Source organism: Pseudomonas sp. GW821-FHT11D10, from assembly GCF_058808435.1.
Genome location: NZ_JBXARR010000001.1, coordinates 577,994 through 603,471, shown reverse-complemented (window position 1 = coordinate 603,471; position 25,478 = coordinate 577,994). Strand labels below are relative to the sequence as shown.

General features: G+C 60.6%; 27 protein-coding genes. 9 read left to right on the top strand and 18 right to left on the bottom strand.

All coding sequences use genetic code 11. The features are described from left to right. Positions 1-11: 11 nt before the first annotated feature. A complete protein-coding gene (locus tag AC1RT4_RS03000) occupies positions 12-1,379 on the bottom strand; it encodes an MFS transporter (RefSeq protein WP_493083437.1) in 1,368 nt (455 codons plus the stop codon). 121 nt (positions 1,380-1,500) lie between these two features. Between AC1RT4_RS03000 and AC1RT4_RS02995 the strand changes: the two genes are divergently transcribed. Further along, positions 1,501-2,400 carry a LysR family transcriptional regulator gene (locus AC1RT4_RS02995; protein ID WP_064379392.1) on the top strand — a complete coding sequence of 300 codons (900 nt, stop codon included), beginning with the start codon at positions 1,501-1,503 and terminating at the stop codon, positions 2,398-2,400. A gap of 142 nt (positions 2,401-2,542) precedes the next feature. On the opposite strand, the gene AC1RT4_RS02990 is transcribed toward AC1RT4_RS02995, so the two are convergent. The 6 genes from AC1RT4_RS02990 to AC1RT4_RS02965 all read right to left on the bottom strand — a co-directional run bounded on the left by AC1RT4_RS02990 (position 2,543) and on the right by AC1RT4_RS02965 (position 10,029). After that, entirely contained in the window at positions 2,543-3,148 is a 606-nt protein-coding gene (locus AC1RT4_RS02990; RefSeq protein WP_493083435.1) for a DUF6338 family protein, read from the bottom strand. Positions 3,149-3,269: 121 nt separating this feature from the next. After that, the gene (locus AC1RT4_RS02985) at positions 3,270-4,883 is read right to left on the bottom strand and encodes a GMC family oxidoreductase (protein WP_493083433.1); all 1,614 of its coding nucleotides are present in this window, start codon (positions 4,881-4,883) and stop codon (positions 3,270-3,272) included. 60 nt (positions 4,884-4,943) lie between these two features. After that, complete coding sequence (locus AC1RT4_RS02980; RefSeq protein ID WP_493083431.1) at positions 4,944-6,161, bottom strand: mandelate racemase/muconate lactonizing enzyme family protein; 1,218 nt, start codon at positions 6,159-6,161, stop codon at positions 4,944-4,946. A gap of 1 nt (position 6,162) precedes the next feature. Then, the gene (locus AC1RT4_RS02975) at positions 6,163-7,482 is read right to left on the bottom strand and encodes an MFS transporter (protein ID WP_493083429.1); all 1,320 of its coding nucleotides are present in this window, start codon (positions 7,480-7,482) and stop codon (positions 6,163-6,165) included. A gap of 82 nt (positions 7,483-7,564) precedes the next feature. After that, positions 7,565-8,989 carry an aldehyde dehydrogenase gene (gene aldA, locus AC1RT4_RS02970; RefSeq protein WP_493084442.1) on the bottom strand — a complete coding sequence of 475 codons (1,425 nt, stop codon included), beginning with the start codon at positions 8,987-8,989 and terminating at the stop codon, positions 7,565-7,567. Between the two features lie 107 nt (positions 8,990-9,096). Beyond that, positions 9,097-10,029 carry a LysR substrate-binding domain-containing protein gene (locus AC1RT4_RS02965; protein WP_262193385.1) on the bottom strand — a complete coding sequence of 311 codons (933 nt, stop codon included), beginning with the start codon at positions 10,027-10,029 and terminating at the stop codon, positions 9,097-9,099. A 185-nt stretch (positions 10,030-10,214) separates the two neighbouring features. Here AC1RT4_RS02965 and AC1RT4_RS02960 point away from each other — a divergent pair, with 185 nt between their 5' ends. Both AC1RT4_RS02960 and AC1RT4_RS02955 read left to right on the top strand, forming a co-directional pair. Further along, positions 10,215-11,393, top strand: a complete 1,179-nt coding sequence (locus tag AC1RT4_RS02960) for a hypothetical protein (RefSeq protein ID WP_493083426.1) — start codon at positions 10,215-10,217, stop codon at positions 11,391-11,393. A 137-nt stretch (positions 11,394-11,530) separates the two neighbouring features. After that, entirely contained in the window at positions 11,531-12,406 is an 876-nt protein-coding gene (locus AC1RT4_RS02955; RefSeq protein WP_273901037.1) for a LysR substrate-binding domain-containing protein, read from the top strand. A 10-nt stretch (positions 12,407-12,416) separates the two neighbouring features. Here AC1RT4_RS02955 and AC1RT4_RS02950 read toward each other — a convergent pair whose 3' ends face one another. From AC1RT4_RS02950 to AC1RT4_RS02930, 5 genes are all read right to left on the bottom strand, one after another. After that, entirely contained in the window at positions 12,417-13,781 is a 1,365-nt protein-coding gene (locus tag AC1RT4_RS02950; protein WP_493083424.1) for an MFS transporter, read from the bottom strand. Between the two features lie 89 nt (positions 13,782-13,870). Next, positions 13,871-15,304: an NAD-dependent succinate-semialdehyde dehydrogenase gene (locus AC1RT4_RS02945; RefSeq protein WP_493083422.1), complete on the bottom strand. Its 1,434-nt coding sequence runs from the start codon at positions 15,302-15,304 to the stop codon at positions 13,871-13,873. Further along, complete coding sequence (locus AC1RT4_RS02940) at positions 15,301-16,335, bottom strand: aldo/keto reductase (protein WP_115078263.1); 1,035 nt, start codon at positions 16,333-16,335, stop codon at positions 15,301-15,303. The genes AC1RT4_RS02945 and AC1RT4_RS02940 overlap by 4 nt, the downstream gene beginning before the upstream one ends. A 10-nt stretch (positions 16,336-16,345) precedes the next feature. Then, a complete protein-coding gene (gene fae / locus AC1RT4_RS02935; RefSeq protein ID WP_007950493.1) occupies positions 16,346-16,858 on the bottom strand; it encodes a formaldehyde-activating enzyme in 513 nt (170 codons plus the stop codon). A gap of 251 nt (positions 16,859-17,109) precedes the next feature. Next, positions 17,110-17,676 carry a MarR family winged helix-turn-helix transcriptional regulator gene (locus AC1RT4_RS02930; protein ID WP_493083420.1) on the bottom strand — a complete coding sequence of 189 codons (567 nt, stop codon included), beginning with the start codon at positions 17,674-17,676 and terminating at the stop codon, positions 17,110-17,112. Between the two features lie 117 nt (positions 17,677-17,793). On the opposite strand from AC1RT4_RS02930, the gene AC1RT4_RS02925 reads away from it, so the two are divergent. The 3 genes from AC1RT4_RS02925 to AC1RT4_RS02915 are packed head-to-tail and all read left to right on the top strand — an operon-like array spanning position 17,794 to position 19,074. Next, a complete protein-coding gene (locus tag AC1RT4_RS02925) occupies positions 17,794-18,534 on the top strand; it encodes a hypothetical protein (RefSeq protein WP_493083418.1) in 741 nt (246 codons plus the stop codon). Next, entirely contained in the window at positions 18,534-18,791 is a 258-nt protein-coding gene (locus AC1RT4_RS02920; RefSeq protein ID WP_007950496.1) for a DUF2024 family protein, read from the top strand. Before AC1RT4_RS02925 ends, AC1RT4_RS02920 begins: the two co-directional genes overlap by 1 nt. Positions 18,792-18,795: 4 nt before the next feature. Then, positions 18,796-19,074 (top strand): Rho-binding antiterminator, encoded by a 279-nt coding sequence (locus tag AC1RT4_RS02915; protein ID WP_493083416.1) that lies wholly within the window; start codon positions 18,796-18,798, stop codon positions 19,072-19,074. Positions 19,075-19,128: 54 nt separating this feature from the next. On the opposite strand, the gene AC1RT4_RS02910 is transcribed toward AC1RT4_RS02915, so the two are convergent. Next, positions 19,129-20,334: an NAD(P)/FAD-dependent oxidoreductase gene (locus AC1RT4_RS02910; protein ID WP_493083414.1), complete on the bottom strand. Its 1,206-nt coding sequence runs from the start codon at positions 20,332-20,334 to the stop codon at positions 19,129-19,131. A 337-nt stretch (positions 20,335-20,671) separates the two neighbouring features. Here AC1RT4_RS02910 and AC1RT4_RS02905 point away from each other — a divergent pair, with 337 nt between their 5' ends. Beyond that, positions 20,672-21,220 (top strand): RrF2 family transcriptional regulator, encoded by a 549-nt coding sequence (locus AC1RT4_RS02905; protein ID WP_007950499.1) that lies wholly within the window; start codon positions 20,672-20,674, stop codon positions 21,218-21,220. 64 nt (positions 21,221-21,284) lie between these two features. Here AC1RT4_RS02905 and AC1RT4_RS02900 read toward each other — a convergent pair whose 3' ends face one another. After that, the gene (locus AC1RT4_RS02900; protein ID WP_085602948.1) at positions 21,285-21,620 is read right to left on the bottom strand and encodes a hypothetical protein; all 336 of its coding nucleotides are present in this window, start codon (positions 21,618-21,620) and stop codon (positions 21,285-21,287) included. Between the two features lie 176 nt (positions 21,621-21,796). On the opposite strand from AC1RT4_RS02900, the gene AC1RT4_RS02895 reads away from it, so the two are divergent. Continuing rightward, positions 21,797-22,036: a hypothetical protein gene (locus AC1RT4_RS02895; protein WP_007950501.1), complete on the top strand. Its 240-nt coding sequence runs from the start codon at positions 21,797-21,799 to the stop codon at positions 22,034-22,036. Between the two features lie 59 nt (positions 22,037-22,095). Here the strand turns inward: AC1RT4_RS02895 and AC1RT4_RS02890 are convergent, their stop codons facing one another. Continuing rightward, positions 22,096-22,284 carry a hypothetical protein gene (locus AC1RT4_RS02890; RefSeq protein ID WP_007950503.1) on the bottom strand — a complete coding sequence of 63 codons (189 nt, stop codon included), beginning with the start codon at positions 22,282-22,284 and terminating at the stop codon, positions 22,096-22,098. Between the two features lie 195 nt (positions 22,285-22,479). Between AC1RT4_RS02890 and AC1RT4_RS02885 the strand changes: the two genes are divergently transcribed. After that, the gene (locus AC1RT4_RS02885; protein ID WP_085602944.1) at positions 22,480-22,842 is read left to right on the top strand and encodes an NUDIX hydrolase; all 363 of its coding nucleotides are present in this window, start codon (positions 22,480-22,482) and stop codon (positions 22,840-22,842) included. Between the two features lie 3 nt (positions 22,843-22,845). Here the strand turns inward: AC1RT4_RS02885 and AC1RT4_RS02880 are convergent, their stop codons facing one another. The 3 genes from AC1RT4_RS02880 to AC1RT4_RS02870 form a co-directional block, all read right to left on the bottom strand. Then, positions 22,846-23,088 carry a DUF1652 domain-containing protein gene (locus AC1RT4_RS02880; protein WP_493083410.1) on the bottom strand — a complete coding sequence of 81 codons (243 nt, stop codon included), beginning with the start codon at positions 23,086-23,088 and terminating at the stop codon, positions 22,846-22,848. Positions 23,089-23,210: 122 nt separating this feature from the next. Further along, entirely contained in the window at positions 23,211-24,110 is a 900-nt protein-coding gene (locus AC1RT4_RS02875; RefSeq protein ID WP_493083408.1) for a polysaccharide deacetylase family protein, read from the bottom strand. 134 nt (positions 24,111-24,244) lie between these two features. After that, a complete protein-coding gene (locus AC1RT4_RS02870; RefSeq protein WP_011334669.1) occupies positions 24,245-25,192 on the bottom strand; it encodes an ABC transporter substrate-binding protein in 948 nt (315 codons plus the stop codon). Positions 25,193-25,478 lie beyond the last annotated feature (286 nt).

Genomic DNA, 25,478 nt, shown 5'->3' with positions numbered 1-25,478 from the left:
TTGAGTCGGAATCAGTGGCTCGCCACCGGGTTGGCCGTCGGCGCAACGGCGGTTTCGGGTTCAGGCTTTGCCGGGGCTTTGCCTTTGGCGCCGGGCGCCATGCGGGCGAAGAAGATCACCACTGCCGCCACCAGCGAAGTCGCGGCGAGGCCATACAGACCGCCCTCGATAGAGCCGGTGGTCTGCTCCAGAAAACCGAACGCGGTCGGCGCAACGAAGCCGCCGAGGTTGCCGATGGAGTTGATCAGCGCGATCACCGCCGCCGCGATGCGTGCATCCAGATAGCTTTGCGGGATCGGCCAGAACAGCGCCGAGGCCGCCTTGAAGCCGATGGCCGCGAAACAGATGGCGACGAAGGCGAAAATCGGCCCGCCGGTGGTGGACATGAACATGCCGAACGCGGCGATCACCAGCGTCAGCGCTACCCAGGCCTGCTGGAATTTCCACTTGCCGGCCAGCGCCGCAAAGCCGTACATCGCGACGATGGAAATGATCCACGGCACCGAGTTGAGCAGCCCGATCTGGAAGTCGCCGAGGTTGCCCATTTTCTTGATCATGCTCGGCAGCCAGAAGGTGGCGCCGTAGATGGTCAGGGCGATGGAGAAGTAGATGAAGCAGAACAGTGCGATCTGCCGGTCCGCCAACAGTTTGAACATCGAAGGTCTGGCGACGTGGGTCGCTTCGCGGGCGCGCTGTTCCTCGGCGATTGCCGCCACCAGCGCTTCACGCTCCTCCTCGGTCAGCCACCTGGCCTGGCGCGGATGGGATTGCAGCCAGAACCAGACAAACCCGCAAAGCACCACCGACGCGGCGCCTTCGATCAGAAACATCCACTGCCAGCCGTGCATGCCCAGACCACTGATATGCAACAGCGCGCCGGACACCGGGCCGGATATCACCGAAGCAATCGCCGAACCGCTCAGGAACACTGCCATGGTTTTGCCGCGCTCAGAGGCCGGCAGCCATTGGGTGAAGTAATAAATGATCCCCGGGAAGAACCCGGCCTCGGCAGCGCCCAGAATGAAGCGCAACACGTAGAAACTGGTTTCGCCTTTGACGAACGCCATGGCCATCGCGGCGGCGCCCCAGGTGAACATGATCCGCGTCAGCCAGGCGCGGGCGCCGTAGCGTTGCAGGAGCATGTTGGACGGTACTTCAAACAAGGCGTAACCGATGAAAAACAGACCGGCGCCAAGGCCATAGGCAGCGGCGCCGATACCCAGATCGGTTTCCAGATGACTGCGCACGAAGCCGATGTTGACCCGATCGATGTAATTGACGATGAACATCACCACGAACAACGGCAGCACATGGCGCTTGACCTTGGCGGCGGCGCGGGCGAGTACCGTGATGTCCGGCGGACTCTGGAGGGTATTCAAGGGGCGACTCCCGATCTTTGTTTTTGTAGGGATGGCCTGTTCAGGCGTAGAGCGATCATGGACGGGGCAATTGATCCCGTCTAATCTAACTTGGCATTCGATTGATACCTGGATTAGATCAATGTTCGAACTGACCCAACTGCGCTGCTTCACCACCGTCGCCACCGAACTCAACTTCCGCCGTGCCGCCGAGCGGTTGAACATGACCCAGCCGCCACTGAGCCGGCAGATCCAGTTGCTGGAACATCATCTGGGCGTCGAACTGTTTACCCGCAGCACACGCAGCGTGGCACTTACGGCTGCCGGCCGGGCGTTTTTCATCGAGGCGCAGAATCTGCTGGAGCGCGCGCAACAGGCCGCCGTCACTGCCCGGCGATTTGCCGAGGGCGATATCGGCTCGGTGAACATCAGTTTTGTCGGCAGCGCGGTGTACGAGTTCTTGCCCAAGGTCATCGCCGAGGCGCGCCTCAAGCAGCCGCAGGTGAAGATCGACCTGACCGAAATGAACACCTATCAGCAACACGAAGCCCTGCGCGCCCGCCGCATCGACCTGGGCATCGTCCGCGCACCGTTGCTCGAGCCGGGATACGCCACTGAATGCCTGGTGCGCGAGCCGTTTGTACTGGCGGTGCCGAGTGGTCATCGACTGGCCGAAGCTGACGACGTTTCAGTGAAAGATCTGGATGGACAGCCGTTCCTGATGTATTCCCACGCGGCCTATCCGCCGTTCAACGAATTGCTCACTGGCATGCTGCGCTCGGCCCGGGTCGCTCCGGATTACGTGCAGTGGCTGGGGTCTTCGCTGACGATTCTGGCGCTGGTCAACGCGGGCATGGGCCTGGCGCTGGTGCCGCGTTGCGCGACCAGTGTGGTGTTCAGGAATGTGGTGTTTCGCGAGATCGATCTGGGCGAAGGGGTGCAGAGCGAACTGCATCTGATCTGGCGGGAGAACAACGACAACCCGGCGTTTGCGATGTTGCTGGAGGGCATTCGCCGGGCGGTGAAGGATGGATGGGGTTAGTAGCGGGCTTGCGGTGATGGGGGGTACTTCAGCGGTGGGGGTGCCTTTGGGCCCGTGATCAATGGTTTCTCCAACAGCTTCCCGTCGGGCCCAACGAAAAGTCGCTCCAGATGTTGTGGCATTGGTTGCGGTGCTCTGGCGGTCATGATGAACCCTCTGATGCCGGGCTGAATTCAACCCATTTAACCTTCGCGGAATCTATCAGCAAAAATTCGGCGCCAATAGGATCCAATTTGCCATCTTCGTTGAGCCAGCGTGGAAACCTCATCAAAAACTGCCCGGTGTTCGACTCCGGTGGCCACTCGACTGGCCAGCCTAGAACGCGCCTTTCATCCTCCAGATGAAGGGTGATGAATCGGTCATATTGAGCGAAAGCGCAGAACCATTCACTGGGATAGGAAGATTGTTTCGTTACGTTTCTACTGCGCAACCACCTATGCAATTTGCCATTGGTTGCAAGACAGCAAGCCATCAACCCCAGCAGCAACGAAGCAGAAAATGCCCAGCACGCCTCCGCCTTCGCATCCCATCTTCCTACAGAAAATCCCTTCTCCCCCACCCACACACAAACCGCCCCAATCCCCAGCACCATTCCGTGAATCACAAACGTGAAAATCAACGCCTGCACAATCTGCCCGAACGTATCCGGCCGCTTGAACGCCGTCAGGGTGTAGAAAATCCAGGCCGAGACAAACCCCGGGATCAGGTACTGCAACAGCGGAATCACTTCTTTCACCAGATCATCCATGACCGGTCGCTCCTTGAATCAAAAACAATCCTCCAGAAACAGCAATGCCGGCCTGTAATGGGCCGGCATTCAAAGCCTAGTGCACGCGGGAAAATCGCCCGCGATCAACTGTCACGGCGCATTACGCGTCCTGCAGAATCAGATCCGCGCCCTTCTCCGCCACCATCAGCACCGCCGCGTGGGTGTTGCCCGACGTCACGTTGGGGAAGATCGACGCATCGACGATCCGCAATCCGTCGAGGCCGTGCACCTTGAGGCGTTTGTCGACCACCGAAGTCTGCTCATCCGCACCCATCGCGCAGGAGCCGCACAGGTGATAGATCGAGCCGCAGTTGTCACGGAAGTACTGCAACATCTGCTCGTCGCTTTCCACTGCCGGCCCCGGAAGAACTTCATCGACCGTAATGCCCTTGAGCGACGGAGCGCCCATGATCTTGCGCATCAGGCGACTGCCCTGGATCACCTCGTCGATGTCCTTTGGCGTGCTCAGGTAGTTCGGGTCGATCAGCGCTGCATCGCGAGGATTCTTCGAGGCAATCGTGATATGCCCGCGACTGGTCGGGCGGCACGGGTTGAAGCACAACAGGAAGCCTGAGTAAGGCTCGGGCTTGAGGCTGGCCTTGTTGTTTTTAGGAATCTGGTACGACAGCGGGTTGAAATACAACTGCAGGTTCGGATGGCTCTGCTCCGAATTGCCACGGAAGAATCCGCCGGCCTGATTGACGCTCATCGCCAGCGCGCCCTTGCGGGTCAGCAGGTATTTCACGCCGAGTTTGAACTGGCCGAACAGCGAGCTCAGCTCATCGTTCAGGGTCGGGATATTGGCCTTGTAGTAGTAGCTGACGCACAGGTGATCCTGCAGGTTCTGCCCCACCGCCGGCAGGTGTTTGACCACGGGAATCTGATGTTTGGCCAGCAAGGCACGATCCGCCACGCCGGACAATTGCAGGATCTTCGGCGTATCGACCGCACCGGCGCACAGGATCACTTCCTTGCGCGCCGTGAAGGCCCGCGCCACACCATGCTGGGTGATGGAAATTCCGGTGGCGCGCTGCTGGCTTTCATCGAACAGCACTCGATCAACCAGCGCGTAATGCTCGACCGTCAGGTTCGGCCGGCTCAGCGCCGGGTGCAAATGGGCGAAGCTGCTGGAGCTGCGCTGACCATTGCGGGTGTTGACGTCATAGATGCCCGCGCCTTCGAATTTCGGCCCGTTGAAATCATCGCTGCGCGGGTAGCCGAGCTCATCGCAGCCCTTGAGAAACACGTCGCAGATCGGGTGCGTCTGGCCGGCCATCGGGGTGATGCTGATCGGGCCGCTGCCGCCGTGGTATTCGCTGTCGCCCAGCGGATGGTTTTCCAGTTTGCGGAAGTACGGCAGCACATCCTTGAAGCCCCAACCGTCGTTGCCGTTGGCCGCCCAGTCGTTGAAATCATGGGCCTGACCACGCACGTAGATCATCGCGTTGATCGAGCCCGAACCGCCCTGGACCTTGCCGCGCGGGGCGTAGATTTCGCGATTGCCCAACTGTTTCTGCGGCTGGCTGTAATACATCCAGTTGAAGGTCGGGTTGTAATACATTTTGGCGAAGCCGACCGGGATCTTGAACCACAGGGAACTGTCCTTGCCGCCCGCTTCCAGCAGCAGCACCGTGTATTGGCCCGAGGCCGAAAGCCGGTTGGCCAGCACGCAGCCAGCGGCGCCTGCGCCAGCGATGATGTAGTCGTATGTCATGCACGGTTACCGCGTAAGTCTTTTTATCGAACCCGCCCGTTGCCGGGCGGGGAAATCCCGTCAGCCCTTGGCCGGCGATGTGTCTTTGACGTCGGCCGGGGTCGGGGCCATTTGCAGGTGCAGGCGCTCACCGGTGTACGGCGAATGCTTGCGCACCACGTCCATGTTCAGCTCCACGCCCAGGCCCGGCTCGGTGGACGGAATGATGTAGCCGTCCTCCCACTGCAACGGCTTTTTCAGGACCTCGGCATGGAAGCCGCCCCAGGTCTCGATGCTTTCCTGGATCAGGAAGTTAGGCGTGCAGGCCGCGAGCTGGAAACTCGCCGCCGCACCAATCGGCCCGTTGTACAGATGCGGGGCGATTTGCGCGTAATAGGCTTCGGCCATGCTGGCGATCTTCTTGCCTTCGAGCAGGCCGCCGCAGCGCGCCACGTTCATCTGCAGAATCGACGCACCGCCGGCCTGCAACAGCTTGAAGAACTCGTACTTGGTGGTCAGGCGTTCACCGGTGGCAATCGGAATGCTGGTCTTGGCGGCGACTTGCGCCATGGCCTCTTCCTGTCCCGGCGGCACCGGTTCTTCGAACCACAGCGGGTCGTACTTCTCCAAGCGCTTGGCCAGGCGAATCGCCGAGGACGGCACCATTTGCCCGTGGGTGCCGAACAGCAGATCGCACTTGTTGCCCACTGCTTCGCGAATCTTGCGGCAGAAGGTTTCGCAACGCTCCAGCACCTCCAGCGAGATCTGGTGTCCGGAGTACGCGGTGTATGGCCCGGCCGGGTCGAACTTCACGGCGGTGAAGCCTTTGTTCATGTTTTCAACGGCGCATTCAGCGGCCAGATCCGGGTCGTCGTAGTCGTACTCGCCACGGCTGTTGACCGGGTACAGATAGGTGTAAGAACGCAGGCGTTCGTGAACCTTGCCGCCGAGCAATTCATAGACGGGTTTGTTCGCCGCCTTGCCGATGATGTCCCAGCAAGCCATTTCCAGACCGCTGACCACGCCCATCATGGTCAGGTCGGGACGCTGGGTGAAACCGCTCGAATAGGCCTGACGGAAGAAGCGCTCGATGTGATGCGGGTCCTGATTCAGCAGGTAGCGCTCGAACACGTCTTCGATGATCGGCAGCATGGCTTTGGGGCCGAAGGTCGCGGCGTAGATCTCGCCGACGCCTTCGATGCCGCATTCGGTCTTGAGCTTGACGAACAGCCAGTACATGCCGCCGATGTGCGGTGGCGGTACGGCGACGATATGGGTTTCAAGGGCGACGATTTTCATCTCAGGCACCTGTCTTTTTCAAAGATTTGCGATTGATCCGGGCACGCAGGGTCACGGCAGCCAGAGTGCCGATCAGACCGATAGCGGCGATGTAGCCAAAATAGAGTTTGTAGCCGAGGGCGCCGGGGAAATGCTCAGTGAGGTAGCCGTTGATCAACGGGATAAAAGCATCCGGCATATAACCGACCACCGAGACGATGCCGATGGCCAGTCCGGTGATGCGCAGCGGAATGTTGCAACTGTCGAGGATCGCCCAGTACAGACCGCGAATCGCGTAGGTCATCAGGCCGATGAAAATCACTGTCGCGATCAGCAACCCCATGCTGTTGAGCGCCGGGAACACGATCAGCCCGACAATCGCCAGACTTGCCAGCAACAGCGCGACGATCAGCACCGAGATGTTCGAAAACTTGTCGCCCAGCCAGCCGCCGCCGATGCCGCCGATCGGGCGCATCCACAACTTGATGGTGGTGATGGTGCCGGCCATGACGGCGGTCAGGCCGCTGCCTTGCAGGTAGTCCGAGAAGCTGTAAGTGGCCCAGAAGATGTGATAACCGCAGAACACGATCGCGGTGACCAGCCACAGTTCAGGGATCTTCACCAACGTTGCCAGATCCGTGAACAGGTTGAACTTGCCCTTCTCCACCGGCGGCGTGTCTTCCATCGACTTCGGGTCCTTGATCAGCACCAGCACACAGCCGATGGCGATACAGGTGAAGGCGTAGAGGTAAACCACGTGTTTGAAACCTTCGGCGGTGGACTCTCCTTGGGTTTCGGTGGCGTAGGCGAACAGCCCCAGCGCAACCGTTGCCAGCAGTGCTTCGACCAGCCCGCGACCGCCATCAAGAATGCCGAAGAAGCGGCCCTGCTCGGTGTGATGGGCAATCATCTTCACGCGCTTGAGCACCGAGGCCCAGAACGTCAGGCCGGTGGTCAGACCCCAGCAACCGAAGATGATCATAAGCCCGGTCATCGACGGCGCGGTCGAGTACCAAAGGCCCAGCGCGCCGGTAGCCACCAGCGAGAAGAAAATCAGGAAGCGCGGCGCGATACGGTCGGCCAGCCAACCGCTCGGCAAGTAGCTGAGCAGGAAAATCGTCCCGAGCATCGAGTACAGATAACCCAACTCGCTGTGGTTGATCTGGAACACCTCGAGCATGGTCGTCTGATAGACCTGGCGAAGGTACAGAATCGGGTAGATCGCGCCGGCGGCGAGCACCAGCAACATCAGTTGGAAATAGCGACTTCCCTTGTCGCTGTGGCTTTTCGAAGCCGAGTTGGAACCCTGAACAGCGGCAGCAGAGGATGCATGCTTGGACATTGAAGTGACCTCGGGCGACCCGTGCTCCGGGCGCCCCTGATAATTGTTTTTATAGGTGTAGCGTGAGGCGTGATGCGGTGGATCAGTACTTCATGACCACGAGTCGGGTCTGGGTGAATTCGAGCATGCCGTGCTTGCCGTCATCGCCGCCCAGGCCCGAACGTTTCCAGCCGGCGTGGTAGCCCTGATACGGATCGGCGGGGGTGCGATTGACGTACAACTCGCCGGCCTCGATGGCGTTGGCGACTTTCTGCGCGGTGCGGTAGTTCTCGGTGTACAGCACCGACGACAGGCCGAACTGATGGTCGTTGGCCATGGCCAGCGCTTCATCGATGTCGCGGTACTTGAGCACCGGAAGCACCGGGCCAAAGATTTCTTCCTGGACGATTTCCATGTTCTGGCGGCATCCGCTCAGCAGGGTTGGCGGGTAGAAATGTCCCGGACCTTCAGGCAGCACACCGCCGCTTTCGAGGACGGCGCCGTCGGCAATGGCGCGTTCGACCATGGCGTGGATGTTCTTCTGCGAACTGGCGTTGACCAGCGGCCCCATCAGGCTCGCGTCTGTGGCGCGGTCGCCGAACTTCACGGCGGCGATTTTCGCTTTCAGCAGCGCGAGGAAATGGTCATAGACGCTTTCCTGCACATAGACCCGCTCCACCGCCGTGCACAACTGGCCGCAGTGAGTGGTTTTGGAGGCGATGATTGCGCATGCGGCGGCTTCAAGATCGGCATCGGCTTCGATGATCGCCGGCGTCTTGCCGCCCAGCTCCAGCGACGGCTTGGCGATGTTGGCCTTGCAGTAGTCGAGGACGATGCGCCCGGCATTGACGCTGCCGGTCAGGGTGATCAGGCCCACGGCTTTATGGGTGCAAACGGCTGCGGCGGTGGCGTGATCCATGGTCAGGATGTTGATCACACCGGCCGGCATGCCCGATTGCTCCACGGCTTTGGCGATTTCGAACGCGGACGTCGGGGTGTTGTTGCTCGGGCGCACCACCACGGTGTTGCCGGCAATCAGCGCCGGCGCGATTTTGCGCAGCAGGGTGTAGACCGGGTAGTTGAACGGAATCAGGCACGCGACGACGCCAATCGGCTCGCGGTGCAGAAACAGGTTTTCGTCGGGGCTGTCGCTGGGAATGATCTCGCCTTCGATGCGGCGCGCCCATTCAGCGTGGTAACGGGTGATCTGCGCGGCATAACGGGCTTCGTTGCTGGCGTCGCTATGGCTTTTGCCGGACTCGGCGGCCAGTGCGGCGCCGATGGCTTCGGCACGATCTTCAAGGGCCGCCGCAAACGCTCGCAGGTGCTCGGCGCGTTCGATGCTGGTGAGTTTGCCCCAGGTCTTTTGCGCCTTGGCGGCGGCATCGACTGCCGCCGCGGCCTCTTCGGCAGTGGCGGCCGACACCTGGCCGATCAACGCTTCGGTGGCCGGGTTGTAGACCGCGATCAGCGCCGCGCTGGCCGGCTCGATGAAGTGGCCGTTAACAAAATTTCGCTCGACTCGCATGTGCATCGCCCATCGTTTGTTTTTATCGATGCCACCAGTCTTGTCATCGACAGCGGGTTCAACAAACGATTTATCCGGCGATCAAACATTCGAAAAAGGCACGTTACTCAGAAAATCGCCTTCGAAGGCTCAAGCTGGCGCTGCGCCAGCCAGATCTCTTCCTGCAACCACTGACTGAAGGCCTGCAATTGCGGCATCTGCGTCTGTTCCGGGCGGGTCACCAGCCAATAGGACTGGTGCCCTTCGACGTGGACGTTATGCACCTGGGTCAACTGCCCGCTGGCCAGCTCCGAGGCGACCATGTGCCAGTCGGCAATGGTGATTCCCAGACCATCGACCGCCGCCTGAATCGCCAGGTCCAGCAGGTCGAATTCGTAACCGCCCTGGGTATCGACACCCGTGATCCGTGCCGCGTCGAGCCAGTGTTTCCAGGTCAGGTAACGCTGATCCTCCCGAGCCAGCACATGCAGCAGGGTCAGGCGATTGAGGTCGATGCCCTGCTCGCCGCCCTCCCGCGCATACAGGGTCGGCGCGCACACCGCGATGTGCCGCTCCTGTATCAGCAGTGAACTGTCGAGCCCGTCCCACTCGCCGTCGCCAAAACGTATCGCGCAATCGAGGGTGCTGGTTTCCGCCAGGCTGTCCTGCAAACGGGTGGTGATGCTCAGTTCCAGTTCCGGATGCTGCTCGCGCAAGCGCCCCAAACGTGGCATCAGCCAGCGGCTGGTAAAGGTCGGCGGCGCGTTGATGTGCAAACGGTTGGCGTGGGTTTTCTGCTGGATGCTGCGCACGGTCAGCTCGATCTTGTCGAACGACTGATGCAGTGCCCGCAGCAGAATCTTGCCGGCACCGGTCAGTTCGAGATGGTGATGACGGCGTTCCAGCAGACTCTCGCCGAGCTGCTCTTCCAGCTGCCGCACCTGACGGCTGACCGCGCTCTGGGTGACATTGAGCAACTCGGCGGCGCGGGTGAAGCTGCCGGTGCTGCCGGCCACTTCGAATGCTTTGAGTGCATTCAGGCCGGGCATTTTGCGTTTCATACAAGGCACTCGAAAACCACTGACAAGGTGCAAAGCATCCCACGATGCTGGCGAATTGTCCTACAGGATTTTCTGAGTAACATGCATTCGATGCAGGTTTCCCCACCGTTTTTATCGTTTGTTCAACATCCCCCAGATCGCAAAACTGCGCGGCATCTCTAATAAAAACAATCGAGAGCCGCTCCATGCCCTTCCCTGCATCTTTGCGCCTGCGCACTACCTCCATCGCTCTGTTCTGCAGTATTGCCGCCCCGGCCATGGCGGTCCAGGTCACCGACAATCTCGACCTTGGCGGCGCCATTCGTGCCCGTTGGGACGTGGACCCGGATCGCGACATTCAGAAGTTTGGTCTCGACACGGTGTTCCTCAGCGCCAAGTACAACTCCGACACCTGGATCGGCGAAGCGCAATACCGCTTCTACGGTCGCTCCTACCCGTACCAGTACACCAAGGACTACGGCGATATCCGCTTCGCCAAGTTCGCGTGGGTCGGCTACAAATTCAACCCGGACCAGCAAGTGCAAGTGGGCCTGAACACCGTGCCGTTCGGCTTGCAGCCGTACTTCGGCAGCACCTTCTACGAAACCCTGGGCAACGTCATCGGCCTGGAAGACGTGCAACAGGTCGGTGCCAAGTACATCCAGCAAAGCGGCGACTGGAACGTTCAGGCCGGCTATTACCTGCGTCCGGCGTGGCAAGGCAAAGGCACCAGCAAAGGCGTGACCTACTCCAGCGTCGTATCCGGCGCCGACAGTTACGTGGCCGACGGCAGTGACAACCAGGAACGCAACACCGTGGTGCTGCGAGTGGCCAGGTCGCTGGATCTGGGGTCGTGGAAATCCGAAGTCGGGATCTCCGGCCTGACCTCGACCCTCGAAAACAAGGACACCGACAACGACGGCCGACGCAACGCTGTGGCCGTGCATTACCTCGGCAAGAACGGCCCGTGGGGCGTGCAGTTGCAGGCGGCGCGACAGCAGATGTCGCCACGCAACGCCGGCACCGATGAACTGGTGACCCTCGGTGGTTACGACGGCACCTACAACGTGGCCAGTCGCGGCAATCTGTACGTGGCTGATCTGAGTTACGACGTGGGTGGCAAATACCTGTTCGATCAGGTCAGCGGGATCAAGCTGTACGCCAACTACAGCGCGTTCGACAAATCTGCCAGCGGATTCAAGACGTCTGAACGGATGATCCTTGGGACCTCGTTTTCCGTCAGCAAATTGTGGGTTGCCACGGAATGGCTGTTCGGCAAGAACGATCCCTACATCGGTGGCAGCAGCTACACCCAGAGCCTTGGCGCGGGTGGGCTGGATCAGTGGGAGAACCAGTTGTATGTGAACGTCGGGTATTACTTCTGACGTTCGAAAAATCGCAGCCAGGGCTGCGATTTTTTTTCCTGCCTGTTGCGAATTCACCTTGCATCCGCACCGTCCCGATAGTCAGATAGCCCTCATTCCAAAACAACAAAAATCGCCCGATCCGGAGTTCCGCCTCCATGCGTCAACTGCCCTCGCTCAACACCCTGCGCGTGTTCGAAGAAGTCGCCCGTCATCGCAGTTTCAGTCAGGCCGCCATCGGGCTGAACGTCACCCAGGGCGCGGTCAGTCGCCAGATCAAACAGCTTGAAGACTACCTCGGCGTGGCGCTGTTCGTGCGCACGCCTCAAGGGCTGTCGCTGACCGAGGCCGGCAGCAATCTTTCCCCGCATCTGGCCGAAGCCTTCGACCACATCGAACGTTCTCTGCAAGCGGTGCGCGTCCCCAATCTGCGCCAGCGCCTGAAAGTGCTCGCGCCGCCGACCTGGGCCACCCGCTGGCTGTCGCCGCACCTGCGTGCGTTCTGCCAGCGCTACCCGGACATCAACCTCAGCGTGACCAACCAGATCGGCCACGACAGCCTCACGGAAGTCGATTGCCACATCCGCTTCGGCCTCGCCGCAGCGCCGCACTGCGTCAGTCAATTGCTGGTGATGGAACGGCACATCGCAGTGGCCAGCCCGGAACTGTTCAACGGCGATCAGCCGCCGGACCTGCGGCAATTTCCATTGCTGCACATCCTGCACGACGGCAAGCGCTTGAAGGTCTGGGAAAACTGGCTGGCGGCCATGGGCCGGGACGACATCGATGCCGGGCAAGGGCTGGAATTCAGCACCCTGGATCAGGTGATCCATACCGCGCTGGCCGGTGGTGGCCTCGCGGTGATCGACCGGCAGATGATCGAAAAGGAACTGGCCAACGGCAGCCTGCTGCCGATCACCCCGATTGAGGTGATCGGCCCTTATGGGTATTGGCTGGATGTGGCGAATGACAAGCAGGGGTTGTCGAAGGTGAGGCTGTTTACCGAGTGGCTAGGGGTTGTGAGCAACCCCTGACCTGTGATCATCAGACGGGCGTCGCGACTTTCCCGACCGCCCCTACCCCGACTTCCACCGGACTCTGCGCCTTGCACGCCTGACTCAACGTCAACGACTTGGTCTCCGGCGCCCAGGCCCACGACAGCAATGCGCCAATCCCCAGAATCGCCGCAAGAATCCCCATCGTCGGGCTCAAGCCAATCCCCGCCACACTCACCGGCAACAGGAACGTACTGACCGCCGAACCGAGACGACTCACCGCCGTCGCCAGACCAATCCCGCTGGCCCGCACCTCCGTCGGGAAACTCTCCGCCGGGAACACGCCCACCAGATTGCTCACCGCCGACAGCACCAGCGTGAATACCCCGAACACCAGCACCATCAGCCACGCCGCGCTGCCCGGCAACACCGCCAGCAGAAACAGCGCCACCGCCAGAATGATGAACGAGTTGATCAGGAACCCGCGCCGGGTGAACTTGATCGTGCACCAGATGCCGATCAGTGCGCCGAGGATCAGCAGCATGTTGAGCATCAACTCAGTGCCGAAGCCTTCGGCCAGGCCCATCTTCTGCAGGATCGATGGCAGGAAGGTGTAGATGGCGAAGTACGGCATGACGATGCAGACGAAGAACAGGCAGTTGAACGCCGTGCGCTTGCGGTATTCGCGGCTGAACAGCACCGCGTAGCCCGAACGGGTTTCTGTGGAGCGGGTTTCGTCCAGCTCGACGTTGTCGCCCAGATGCTTTTTGACGATGGCGCGGGCTTCGGCCACCCGGCCCTGATTGACCAGCCAGCGCGGTGATTCCGGCGTGCCGATTCGCGCGATCAGAATCAACGCAGCAGGGATCGCCGACGACGCCAGCATCCAGCGCCAGGCATCGTCACCGAGACTGAGCATGGCGGTGCCGACAAAGGTCGCCGCGACGTAGCCGAAGGTCCAGATCACGCTGAACGAGCCCAGCAACACGCCGCGATGTTTCTTCGGTGCGAACTCGGCGAGCATCGCGTGACCGACACTGAAATCGCCACCCAGGCCGATGCCGATCAACACCCGACAGAGGAACAGGCTCATGGCGGTTTCGACGTAGAACTGCATCACCGAAGCGATCGTGATCAGCACGAAACTGACCAGGAAGATTTTCTGCCGGCCGACCTTGTCCGAGATCCAGCCGAAAAACAGACTGCCGAGAAACAGACCGATCAGCGCCGATGCGCCGATCAGGCCCTGCCAGAACGCATCGAGCTGCATCTGCGGGCTGAGCAAGGTGAACGCGATGCCGATCAGGCCAAGGATGTAGCCGTCGGTGAAGTGCGCGCCGAAGGTCAGGCCGGCGATCTTGAGGTGGAAGCGCCCGATGGGCAGGTCATCGATCTTTACGGGTTGAGCGGACATGTTCGTCTCCAATTGTTGTTATTGACGGAGAAACGGAAAGCTCTGGGAGGAACCCTGCAGGAGCCAGCTCCCGCAGGGTTCGGGGAGGTCTAGAGACCGCCCATCAACAGGTATTTGATCTCCAGATAGTCATCCAGACCGTACTTCGAACCTTCACGCCCAAGGCCCGATTCCTTGATGCCACCGAACGGCGCCACCTCCGTGGAGATGATCCCTTCGTTGATGCCGACCATCCCGGCTTCCAGCCCTTCGGCCATGCGCCAGACGCGGCCGATGTCGCGGCTGTAGAAGTACGCCGACAGTCCGAACGGCGTGTCGTTGGCGCGCGCCAGCACCTCGGCTTCGTCCTTGAAGCGGAAGCACGCGGCCACCGGACCGAAGGTTTCGTCCTGGGCGATCAGCATGTCGCCGTTGGCTTCGGTGAGAATGGTCGGTTCGTAGAACGTGCCGCCCAGCGCATGACGACGACCGCCGCACAACAGCGTGGCGCCCTTCTCCAGCGCGTCGCTGACATGGGCTTCAACCTTGGCCAGCGCAGCAGCATTGATCAGCGGACCTTGCTCGGTCTCACCGTCCAGCGCACTGCCCACACGCATCGCCGCCACGGCTTCGGCGAGTTTGCCGGTGAAGGCTTCGTAGACGCCGTCCTGAATAAAGAAGCGGTTGACGCACACGCAGGTCTGCCCGGTGTTACGGAATTTCGAGGCCATTGCGCCTTTCACGGCCGCGTCGATGTCGGCGTCGTCGAAGACAATGAACGGCGCGTTGCCGCCCAGTTCCAGCGAGACCTTTTTCAGGGTGTCGGCGGCCTGGCGCATCAGCAGTTTGCCGGTGCGGGTCGAGCCGGTGAACGACAGCTTGCGCACCACGCTGGACGCTTGCAGCGCGCCGCCGATGGCCACCGCATCGCCGGAAACGATGTTGAACACGCCCGCCGGAATTCCTGCCTGCTCGGCCAGCACCGCCAGGGCAAATGCCGACAGCGGGGTTTCTTCCGAGGGTTTCAGGATCATCGTGCAACCCGCCGCCAGCGCCGGGCCGACCTTGCGGGTGACCATCGCCAGCGGGAAGTTCCACGGAGTGATCGCCGCGACCACGCCAATGGCTTCCTTGGTCACGATGATCCGCGCATCAGCCTTGTGGCTCGGGATCACATCACCGTAGGCACGCTTGGCTTCTTCGCCGAACCACTCGAGAAAACTGGCGGCGTAGACCACTTCGCCCTTGGCTTCGGCCAGCGGTTTGCCCTGTTCGCGACTGAGCAAGGTCGCCAGCTCCTGCTGGTTGGCGAGCATCAGATCGCTCCAGCGCTTCAGGCGCTGACTGCGCTCCTTGGCGGTGAGCTTGCGCCACGCCGGCAAGGCGCGATTGGCGGCTTCGATGGCTAGGTTGGTTTCCTCGGCACCGGCCTTTTGCACGTCGGTGATCAACTCACCGTTGGCCGGGTTGCGCACCGGGTAAGTGGCGCCGCCCTGGCCCCACCGGCCGTCGATGAAGTTGCCGTGACGGATCAATTCGCTCATGCCACCGCCCCCTGCAACGTGAAGCGTTCCAGCCCTGGACGGGCCGTGCGCAGGATGCGTTTGCCGGCGGTGTAATCGTTGATCACGTCGCACGGGGTGTAGTTGCGTTCCAGCTCGTGCAGCTCTTCGGCATCGAGTTTTGTTTCCAACGCCGCCAGTGCGCTGTCGAACTGCGCGGTGGTGTCGGCGCCGACCAGCATGCAATCCACGCCCGGGTGATTGGCGACCCAGGCCTGGGCGATCTGCGCGTTCGATACGCCACGGGCACGGGCCACGCGCTGCACCGAATGGGCGATTTCGAACGAGGCTTCGTCGCTGTACATCTGCTGGGTGAAGAAGTCGGTCTGATTGCGGGTCGATTGCACGTCCCCGGTCAACAGGCCACGGGCCAGCGGGCTGAACACCGACACACCGATGCCCTGATCGCGGCAGAACGGAATCATCTCGCGCTCTTCTTCGCGGTAGGCGCAGTTCAGTTGCAGCTGCATGTTGATCGGTTTGACCCAACCGTTGCGCTCGCAGGCCATGAGGATTTTCGCCAGTTGGCCGGTGAGCATGGTCGAGACGCCGATGTAGCGCGCCTTGCCCGAACGCACGATGTCGTTCAGTGCGCCCATGGTTTCCTCGACCGGGGTGTTCACATCGAAGTAATGCAGCATGAACACGTCGACGTAATCCATGTCCAGACGCTTCAGCGACGCGTCGATGCTGTCCATGATGTGCTTGCGCGAATGGCCGCTGGCGTTGATGCCGTTGCGGGTGCCGTAGCCGACCTTGGTGGTGATCACCAGGTCTTCGCGACGGGCCAGACGCTTGACGATGCGCCCCACCACTTCTTCGCCGACACCGGCGGAATAGAAGTCCGCCAGGTCGATGAAATTCACGCCGTTGTTCAGCGCGTGAGCGACGATCGGCTCGCTTTGTTTTTCATTGAAGATCCACGGCTTCCAGTCCGGGGTGCCCATGTTCATGGTGCCCAGGCACAGGCGGGAAACTTGCAGGCCGGAGTTGCCCAAACGGATGTATTGCATGGCGCGGACCTCAGGCTTTTGGCGTGTAGAAAGGGTTGCTGATGTGGTTGACCACATCCTTGAGCTGCGCGGTTTCCGGCTTGCCGGTCAGGGCGGCGCGGATCGCGGTGCGGCAGGCGTTGTAGTTGTTCAGGTAGACCGCATCGAGGTCATCGCAGGCCGGGTTGACCCAGTTGGCGGTGACGATCGCCCACTCGTCTTCGGCTTCCGGCGGCAGCGTGCCGTCGAGCAGTGCTTCGAGCACAGCCTTGGCGATACCGGCCTGGGAAGCACCCCACGTCGCGTTGCCGTGCAGGTCGCTGCTGATCGCAGCTTTGTTCACATACAGGGTCATCGGCTTGACCGGAATGTTCGGCTGGGCGATCACCATGAACGGGCAATGGCCCTGACTCGGCGACGCCAGACTGTTGGCAAACGCCTGCCCCGCCGGGCCATTGCGCGGGCCGATCAGGATATTGATATGCGCGGCGTTCACGCCCGGGCCTTCGAAACCTTCACCGATGTACAGGTCGAGTTCTTTCATCAGTCATTACTCTTTGCGATGCAGAGGGATTTTTTTGGGGTGATCGACAGCTCACGCGGGCCGAATGGCCAACGGGATCAATAACGGAAGTGGGGAGACGCGAAGGAAGAATCGGGACATGGCTGCAAACGCTCTCTGGTTGTTATTGATGAGCTGTGTTTGCGATTTTTTAACACCGGGGATCGGGCCGGCCGTAACCATTAAAAATCATGGGGCAATGACTTTTAGTCATAGCCCCGGCGGGAGAGGATTCAGGCGGGGGTTTCTTCGGGCAGGCGATGCTCGCGACAGATCAGTTCGATTTCCGGCGGGGCCAACGCTTCGCCGGTCAATCCGCAGACGGCGCCGGCGGTCGATGTCTGGTGGAAGCGACAAGTCCGGCAAAGCCCGTAACTGGGTACGTTTTCGCTGCGTTGAATGTTGCGCAGCAACTCCAGCAACAAGCCCTCCAGATCGCCGGCACGCGCGCCCATGCGTTGCGCGGCATTGCTCAGGAAATCCGGCGGCATCACTGCGTCGATCAGCTCGCGCGCAGTGGTCGTCAATTCCAGATGCACGCTGCGCTTGTCTCGGGCGTCCGGAACCTTGGTCAGAAAACCGTGGGTCTCCAACGCCTTGAGCGACTGCGACACGGTGCCCTTGGTCAGGCCGAGGTAATCGGTGACCGCCAGCGGCGTATTCGAATAGCGGTTGCACCGCGCCAGATACAGCAGCGCGCTGAGTTGAATCGGTTGCAGTTCGGCCAGCAGCGGGTGCTCGCGAAACCACACCCGGGTCAGGCTCGACAATCTTTCCAGCAGGTCAAACAACACGGTCATCGCCTGTTTCAATGGGATCGATAAATAGTATCGTTTAAAAACCATATTGACAAAAAACAGTGCCACTTTAGGATTACGGTGTCGATTCGAAACTTAAAGCACACTTCGAGGCATCCCATGAAAACCGCATTGGCATTGGCCATCAGCACGCTTCTGGCAACACAAGCCTGGGCCCACGGACCTGAAGGCATTCACAGCGAACCCGGTAAAACCGACGCCGCGTTCGACCTCGTCCACACCCGTGTTTTCAAGGACGGCAACACCCTGGTCTTCGAACAACTGGTCGATGGCAAGGCCGGCAGCCGCGTGCCGACCGCCAAAGGTTCATTCGCCGGTGCCGAGGTCTACAGCTACGTCTGGCCCACCAGCCTGGACAGCAGCGCCGTCGGTTTTGAAGCGAACTCCGGCATTCTCGCCCTGGCCCTGACCTCGCACCCGGACTTCGATGACACCCCGCAGCTGGATGAAAACAAGGACGGCAAGAAGGACAACGATGGCGGCCTCTGGCACTCGCACTGGGTGGTCCTGAGCAAGGATGAAAGCTGCGGCCCCGGCGGCCTGAAAGTGCGCGACATCCCCAAGGACGCCAAACCGAAACTGCCTGCGACCTGGCCCGGCGCGCCGATTTACATCGACTCCCCCGGCTACGACCTGAGCGTCAAACAGAATGCCGCGCAGATCCGCGTGCCACTGGCTGCCGTCGGTTTCCCGCAGAGTTTCAACTATGACGGCGTCACCGCAGCGTTGAAGGTCAATGCCGACCTGCACAACCCGCTGCTGTGTGTCAGCAGCGTCTACGACATCGCCTCGGGCAACCTCTCGCTGCCCGGCACCTGGAAAATGCAGGAGAGCCAATAATGTTCGTCAAAGTATTCGATACCCACGTGCGTACCAAAGATGGCCGCTATCTTCATTTCGACGTGCTGACCGATCGCGAAGCCGAAGCGGCGAAGGCTTACGCCCGGCAGTTCCTGATGGACAACGGCTTGCAGGACGAAGACATTTCCCAGAGCCAGTGCCTGTTCTGTCACAGCGAGCCGGCCAATCCGCAGGTCGCCAAGGCCATCGCCGAAGACGGCTATTTCATCATCACCCTGCAAGGTTTCGAGGAGTAGCACCATGACCCGTTATCAGCCGTTGAACTGTGATCTGCACGACTACCTGGAAATCGCCTGCCTGCGCGGCTATCAGCTGGACATCGAGCTGGTCGACGGTCAGCGGCTGATGGCTCGGGCCGTGACCACGCGAACCAGCAGTGACAAAGAAGAATTCCTGGTGATCGAGCAACAAGGCGCGCAACAGGAAATTCGCCTCGACCAACTGCTCGCGATCACACCTCTCGAGGCCCACGCCGAGTTCGGCCGGGTGGTCCTTGCCGGAGGGGTTTGCGCAATCTGAACGAAAAAATCCCGCCCGGCATCAACCGGGCGGGATTTTCTCTGACACGCCGTTTTACGCGACGACAGGGATCATCGGATCCGCAGCCGCCAGCGCGATGGCACGGTCAGCCGCCGGCGGGTAGATCCACTGGGTGTTGATTTGGGTCTTGAGCGACTTGCCCTCCTCCTTGACCAGTTTCACCTGACGATCCCAGCCTTCGGTGTACACCGCGCCCCAGGCGCCGAGGTCGAGGCAGGTCACGTATTTCGGCTGGCTGTACGGCGTTGGGTCGACCCCGAGGATCTGCGCCGCGACGTTGTTGCCGGCGTGACGACCGAGGGAAATCGCGTGCTGGCAGGTCATCAGGGCGAAGTTGCCGATATCGTCGGTGGCCGCGTAAGCCACGTCGCCGGTGGCGAAGATGTCGTCCTGGCCGATGACTTTCAGGTTGGCATCAACGTGCAGGCGGCCCTGGCGATCGCGCTCGGCAGGAATCTGCTCGGTCAGCGAGCTGGCACGCACGCCGGTGGTCCAGACCACGGTTTTTGCCTCGATGCGCTGACCGTCCGACAGGGTCACGCCGTTTTCATCGACCGACAGCACCGACACACCCAGTCGCCATTCAACGCCCAGCTCTTCGCTCGCTTCGGCAATCGACACACTGATGGCTTCGCCCATGGAAGCACCGACTTTCTGCGCACGGTCAACGATGATCACTTGAACGTTGGCATCGTCGCCCAGCACAGCGCGCAGACGCGCCGGCATTTCAGTGGCGGTTTCGATGCCGGTGAAACCGCCGCCGGCGACGACCACGGTGTTGCGTGCCTGGCTTTCAGGCTGGCCGATCAGGGAATCCAGGTGGTTTTCCAGGCGGATCGCAGCTTCGATCTGGTCGACGTCAAACGCGTATTGGGCCACGCCCGGGGTGTCCGGCAGGGCCAGGCCGCTGCCGGAAGCCAGCACCAGTTTGTCGTAGTTGAATACCTGCTGCGCACCGGCTGCGTCGGTGTAGCCCACGGTTTTCGCCTGTACGTCGATGGTGTTCGCCGCGCCCTTGATGAAGTTGACGCCGACCGCGTCGAACAGATCGCCCAGCGGCGCCGCCAGCGTGTGGGCATTCGGCTCATAAAAACGCGGACGAACGCGCAGCTCGGCCTGCGGCGCCAACACGGTCACTTCGATGTTGTCCCGATTGTGAATGTCGACCAGACGCGTGGCGCTCAATGCCGTCCACATGCCACCGAAACCTGCGCCGATTACCAGAATGTGCTGTTTCATTGTTCTCTCCAGGCACGAAGCCAAGTCACTGAATGAGGTTGAAGGATTCACATCATCGGGAGCGGACACGTCTGTATTTTTCAAGAACGCGGAAGGCTGCTCACCGGATAACGGCGACTGTATTGGTCGCCTTTAAATCCGACAAGTCAGATTTTGTGATGATTAGCATCGAAAACTTCGATAGCTCAGATCGAACGCAGCCACCCTGCGCAACTCATTGATTTAGCTGAAAACCAAGAAAATCGGGATCCTCATAGCCAAAAACCCCAGGCGCTCTCGATTTGTTTGCCACGAACAACCCTGATAACATCGGCGACAAATACAGTCGGAGATAGTTATGTCGCTTTACAGTGCGGGGGTCGAGTACGGCATTCACTGCCTGGCCTTTCTGGTGGGCAGCGGCGGTGACAGTCGTGAAGCCAGCGTGCGTGACCTGGCAGAGCTGCAAGGGGTGCCGCTGGATTACCTGGCGAAGATCTTCACCAAACTGGCCAAAGGCAAACTGGTGGAATCCACCGGTGGTGTGCGTGGCGGCTTCACCCTGGCGCGCCCGGCGGACGAAATCACCCTGCTCGACATCGTCAATGCCATCGATGGTCCCAAGAACATTTTCGAATGCCGGGACATTCGCGGACGCTGCGCGCTGTTTGACGGCTCGCCGCCGGACTGGGCGCTGGACGGCACCTGCTCGATTCACGCCGCGATGATGACCGCGCAAAAGCGCATGGAAGAAGCCCTCGCCCAGCAGACCATCCTCGATATCGCCAGAAAGGTCGGGCGCAAGGCGCCGGCGGGGTTCAACAGCCAGGTGGAAGACTGGATGCAGGATCGCCGGGAAAAGAAGACCGGCGGTGCCGGCATCCCGCTCACCGATATCTCGGACTGAGCTCGATCAGCAGGCAAAAAAAAGCAGAAACCGATCTCCGGTTTCTGCTTTTTTTATTTCGACCTTACAGGCAGTCGCGCACCGCTTTGCGCAACGATCCTGACTTCGCCCATGGCGGCCCCTGGTACAGGGAAACGCGGCTGCCGTCCTTGTATTTGACCACATCGAGAATCTCGTCGGCGGTGACGATGCTCGGCGCGGTGATCCGGTAGCCATTGGAAATCGCTGTCTGGGACGTCTTGGCAACGTCCTGCTGCCACAGTGGCAGTACACACGCGGCGTAGTCCTTGGGAGTCTTGCCGCTGATCTTGCTGACATTCGGCTCGCCCGGCACCAGTGACGCAGGCAACGAACAACCGGCCAATGCCGCCATCAGCATCCCCCCGATCAACATCCGCATGGTGATTCCTTCATCTGAAAAAACGCGAATGTACCCTGTAACTGTTCGGACATCCATCGTAGCGCTCTGCCTGCATTCCCTGAAAACCGGGCCGTTCAGCTCACCGACAGAAGACCTTGCCCCACACCGGAAAAATGCGGCTACTCTGTTTTACCGAGAATGTTCCGGAGGTGATCATGCGGCTCAATGAATACGAACACGAACTTCAGCGTGACCTGCAAAGCGTGGCATCGGACCTGAGATGGTCGGCGGTGGACCTCAAGCGCATCGCCGAGCAACTGCGCCAGTCGGGCAACGAGGCGGACGCCCAGGCGGTGCTGCGATCCTGCGAGGTGCTGCAAAGCGATGAAGAACGCCTGCAACTGTATGCCCGGGAAGTGAAAGCCCGCGCCATCAGCCGAACCAAAGTCCACTGAACCTCACCCTGACCACAGCAAAAAGCCCCGGACAACCGGGGCTTTTTCTTCACAGACCTTCAGTCTGCCTTGCGACCGCGTGCGCGACTTTTGTACCCCGGCAGCGCGGCGGCGTACGCCAGCGCCTCCTCGCGACTGGCAAACGATGCGAGCCGGTCACCCTGCGTGCAGACCCGCCACGGGCCGTTGTTCACGCTGAGTACGTCGTAGCCATTCATGTGCATTTTGTTCAGCATCGCCATGCTCATAGGCACCTCCTGTCTGCTAAAACTTTTCCACCTTACACCCGCAACGCACTGCCGTGCCGACCGGACGTCGCACCGTGGCTGCGTCAAGTCTCCGGCACTTTTGCCCTTGCCGGGCACTCAGAAGCTCTAAACCGGCAGCGGCCCAAATATTGCTAATTCATGACAGATTTATGACAACTGGCAATCGGGTAACACATGAAAGTACGAGCAACCGTCATTTGCGAGCAGGATCGACACATTCTCCTGGTGCGCAAACCCAGGTGCCGCTGGACGCTTCCGGGTGGCACCGTCGAACCGGGAGAAACCCGCGCGCAAGCCGCCGTCCGAGAACTCAAGGAAGAAACCGGGCTGGACAGCGATGACATGCTCTATCTGATGGAATTGCAGAACGGCAGCACCCGCCACCACGTCTACGAGGCGTCGGTGCTGAATATCGATCAGGTTCGCCCGCTGAATGAAATCGTCGATTGCCTCTGGCACCCGCTGGATGCGGTGCAGAATCTGAACGTCAGTGACGCCACGCTGAGCATCGTCCGCGCCTTTCAGCGACGTCTCTGACCCTCAGCCGGCGAACGCCCGGCGTCCGGCGCTCATTTCGGTGCGCAATTCACCGATGAAATTGGAGATGTCACGAATCTTGACCAGATGCTCCGGGGAAACCCCGTTGAGCAACAGGTTGACCCGCCCGCTGTCGGGTTCGTAAACCTTGATCTGCAAGAGGCCCTGCGCCGTTTCGGTGCAATCGCAATACAGCGGCGAAAAGCCGGATTCGACGATGCGGCAAATGTCGGTAATGGCAATCATGGGGGCACGCCTCACAGGCGCAGGCTCGGGCGACCCGATGAGCATAGATGAGCTTTTGCCCCCGTGCTCACGTCGACACGCGTGAAATTTGCCAACCGCTTCACATCTTCAAGTCGCCGCTCTCAATGGGCGTCATGATCCCAGATCCAGTTCCAGATCCCCGGCAGGTTCACCGGTTTCGACGACTCGCCCACCGTGCGTGCCAGCGCGGCTTTTTCCAGCGCCGTGCGATCGTCATAGAACGGTTTGTCTGCCAGTCGCACGCCGGTGGCGGCGGCGCTGTCGAGCAGAATCTGCAAGTACTCGCGGGTGTGACGGGCGGTGTAGCGGTTGAGGTCGTGGAAGGTCACCACCACCGGAATCACCCCGTCCACCGTCGGCAAATCGCCAAGGGCAATCCGTTCCCGGACCTCAGACAGCTGACGCAGCATGTTCGCCCGCCGCCGGGGGCTGGCGTTGAAGCCCCAGATCTTGCCGTCGTTGGCGCTCAAGTCGGTCAGCAAAACCTGCATATGGTGCTGCTGATAGGCGGCGAAGGTGCGTTTGTCGTAGTTCCAGAACGGCGGGCGCAATAACGTCGGCGGCGCGCCGGTGATCGCCGCGATGTCCGCCGCGCCGTTGGTCAACGTGGTTTCGAGCTCATCCGGATCGAGCAATCGATGATTGGTGTGCCAATGGGTGGCGGTGTGAAAGCCCAGAATGTGTCCTTCAGCATGCTCGCGGCGCATGACTCGCCGGCCGATCTCGCTGTTGCCCGCGCGCGGCGCGCGGGTCTGGACGAAAAACACCGCTTTGATCCCCGGCTGCAGCGGGTTGTCCTTGAGGCTGTCGAGCACGGTGTCGGTCGGGTTGAAAAGACTGGAAGCGCTGGGGCCGTCATCGAAGGTCAACAGAAAGCGCACAGGCGCTTGGTCCTTGAGCCGGGCTTCGGTCTGCGCGGTCATTTCGATGGGAGCGGCGATGCATCCGGCCAACCCGACGGCCACCGCCATCGCGCAGAAAAGCTTGAACCACTGTGTCATGTTTTGCCTTGAGCCCGACCGTTACGGTCATGTTGTCGATTGGCAAAACTCCTTCGCCGCTGCTGCCTCCCTGCGACCCATCGAGATGGGCCGAGGTTGGATAAAGATACACAGGGTTTGGTTCCGGCGCCCGCTCAGCGTGCCAGTGCCTGTTGAAACGAGCTGTCGATGATCCCCGCCGTGGCCAGCGGAGCCGGCAGCGCCTTGACCTTGAACAGGAAGTCGGCGGTGCTTTGCAGATCGGCGGCGGCCTGTTGATCGACCGGGCCGACCGTCATGTGCGCCTGGCGCAACCAGTGCCGCGAAACTTGCTGATCGAGGTTGGCTTTCTTCGCCCACAGGTCGGCGTATTCGTCGGTGTGGCTGTCGACCCAGGCCCTGGCCTGCTTCAGGCGCCCGAGGAAATCGGCGATCGCTTCACGCTTGCTGTCGATGGACGGCGCCGATGCCGCAATCGCGCTCAAGCCCGGCATCAGGTTTTTCGCCGTGAGAATCGGCCGCGCACCCGAGAACACGATCTGCTGGGAAATGTACGGTTCCCAGACCGGGAACGCATCGATGCTGCCTTGCGGTAACGCCGCCGCTGCATCAATCGGCATCAGCTTGACGAAGTCGACGTAGTTCTCAGGTAACCCGCCCTGCTCCAGCGCCCGAAGGGTCAACTGCTGACTCCAGGCACCCGGCCAGTAGGCGACTTTCTTGCCCTTCAGGTCCTCGATGGTTTTCACCGGAGAATCCTTGGGCACCAACAGGGCGATGGTGTCCGGGTTCTGTCGCGACACACCGATCAGTTTCACCGGCGCCTGTTTGGCGGCCAGGAACAGAAACCCCGAATCCCCCAGGAAACCCAGATCCAGCGAACCGGTCTGCAAGGCCTCGGCCAATGGCGCGGCAGCCTGGAAATGTTTCCAGTCGACCGTGTAAGGCGCGTCCTTCAATACGCCGGACGCTTCTATGGACGCGCGGATGTTGTAGTAATTCTGGTCACCGACGTGCAGGACCAAAGGTTCGGCAGCGTAGGTCAATGGCGTGGCAAACAGTGCGCTGGTCAACGCGGCGCGTAGGAAACGTGAGAGCTTCATGGCGAGTCCTGCAGAAGGGATTTTTATAGACCATAACGCTCTTACAAATCAGATCTGAAATTCGATTAGCGCATAAGCTCAGCACCTTCCCGCCGCACTGTTGGCCGAGCAACAGTGGCTCGTCACAGTGTTTTCCCTGCAACACTTCCAACCTGCAAAAGCGGCGTCAGACCCCGTAAACACGGGACATAGCGCACATGGCACAGAGCCTGCAATATTCCATTCATGCAGGAAGCATTCGATAAAAATATCTTTTTGGACATAAGAATCTGTCGCCTTGCCGGAG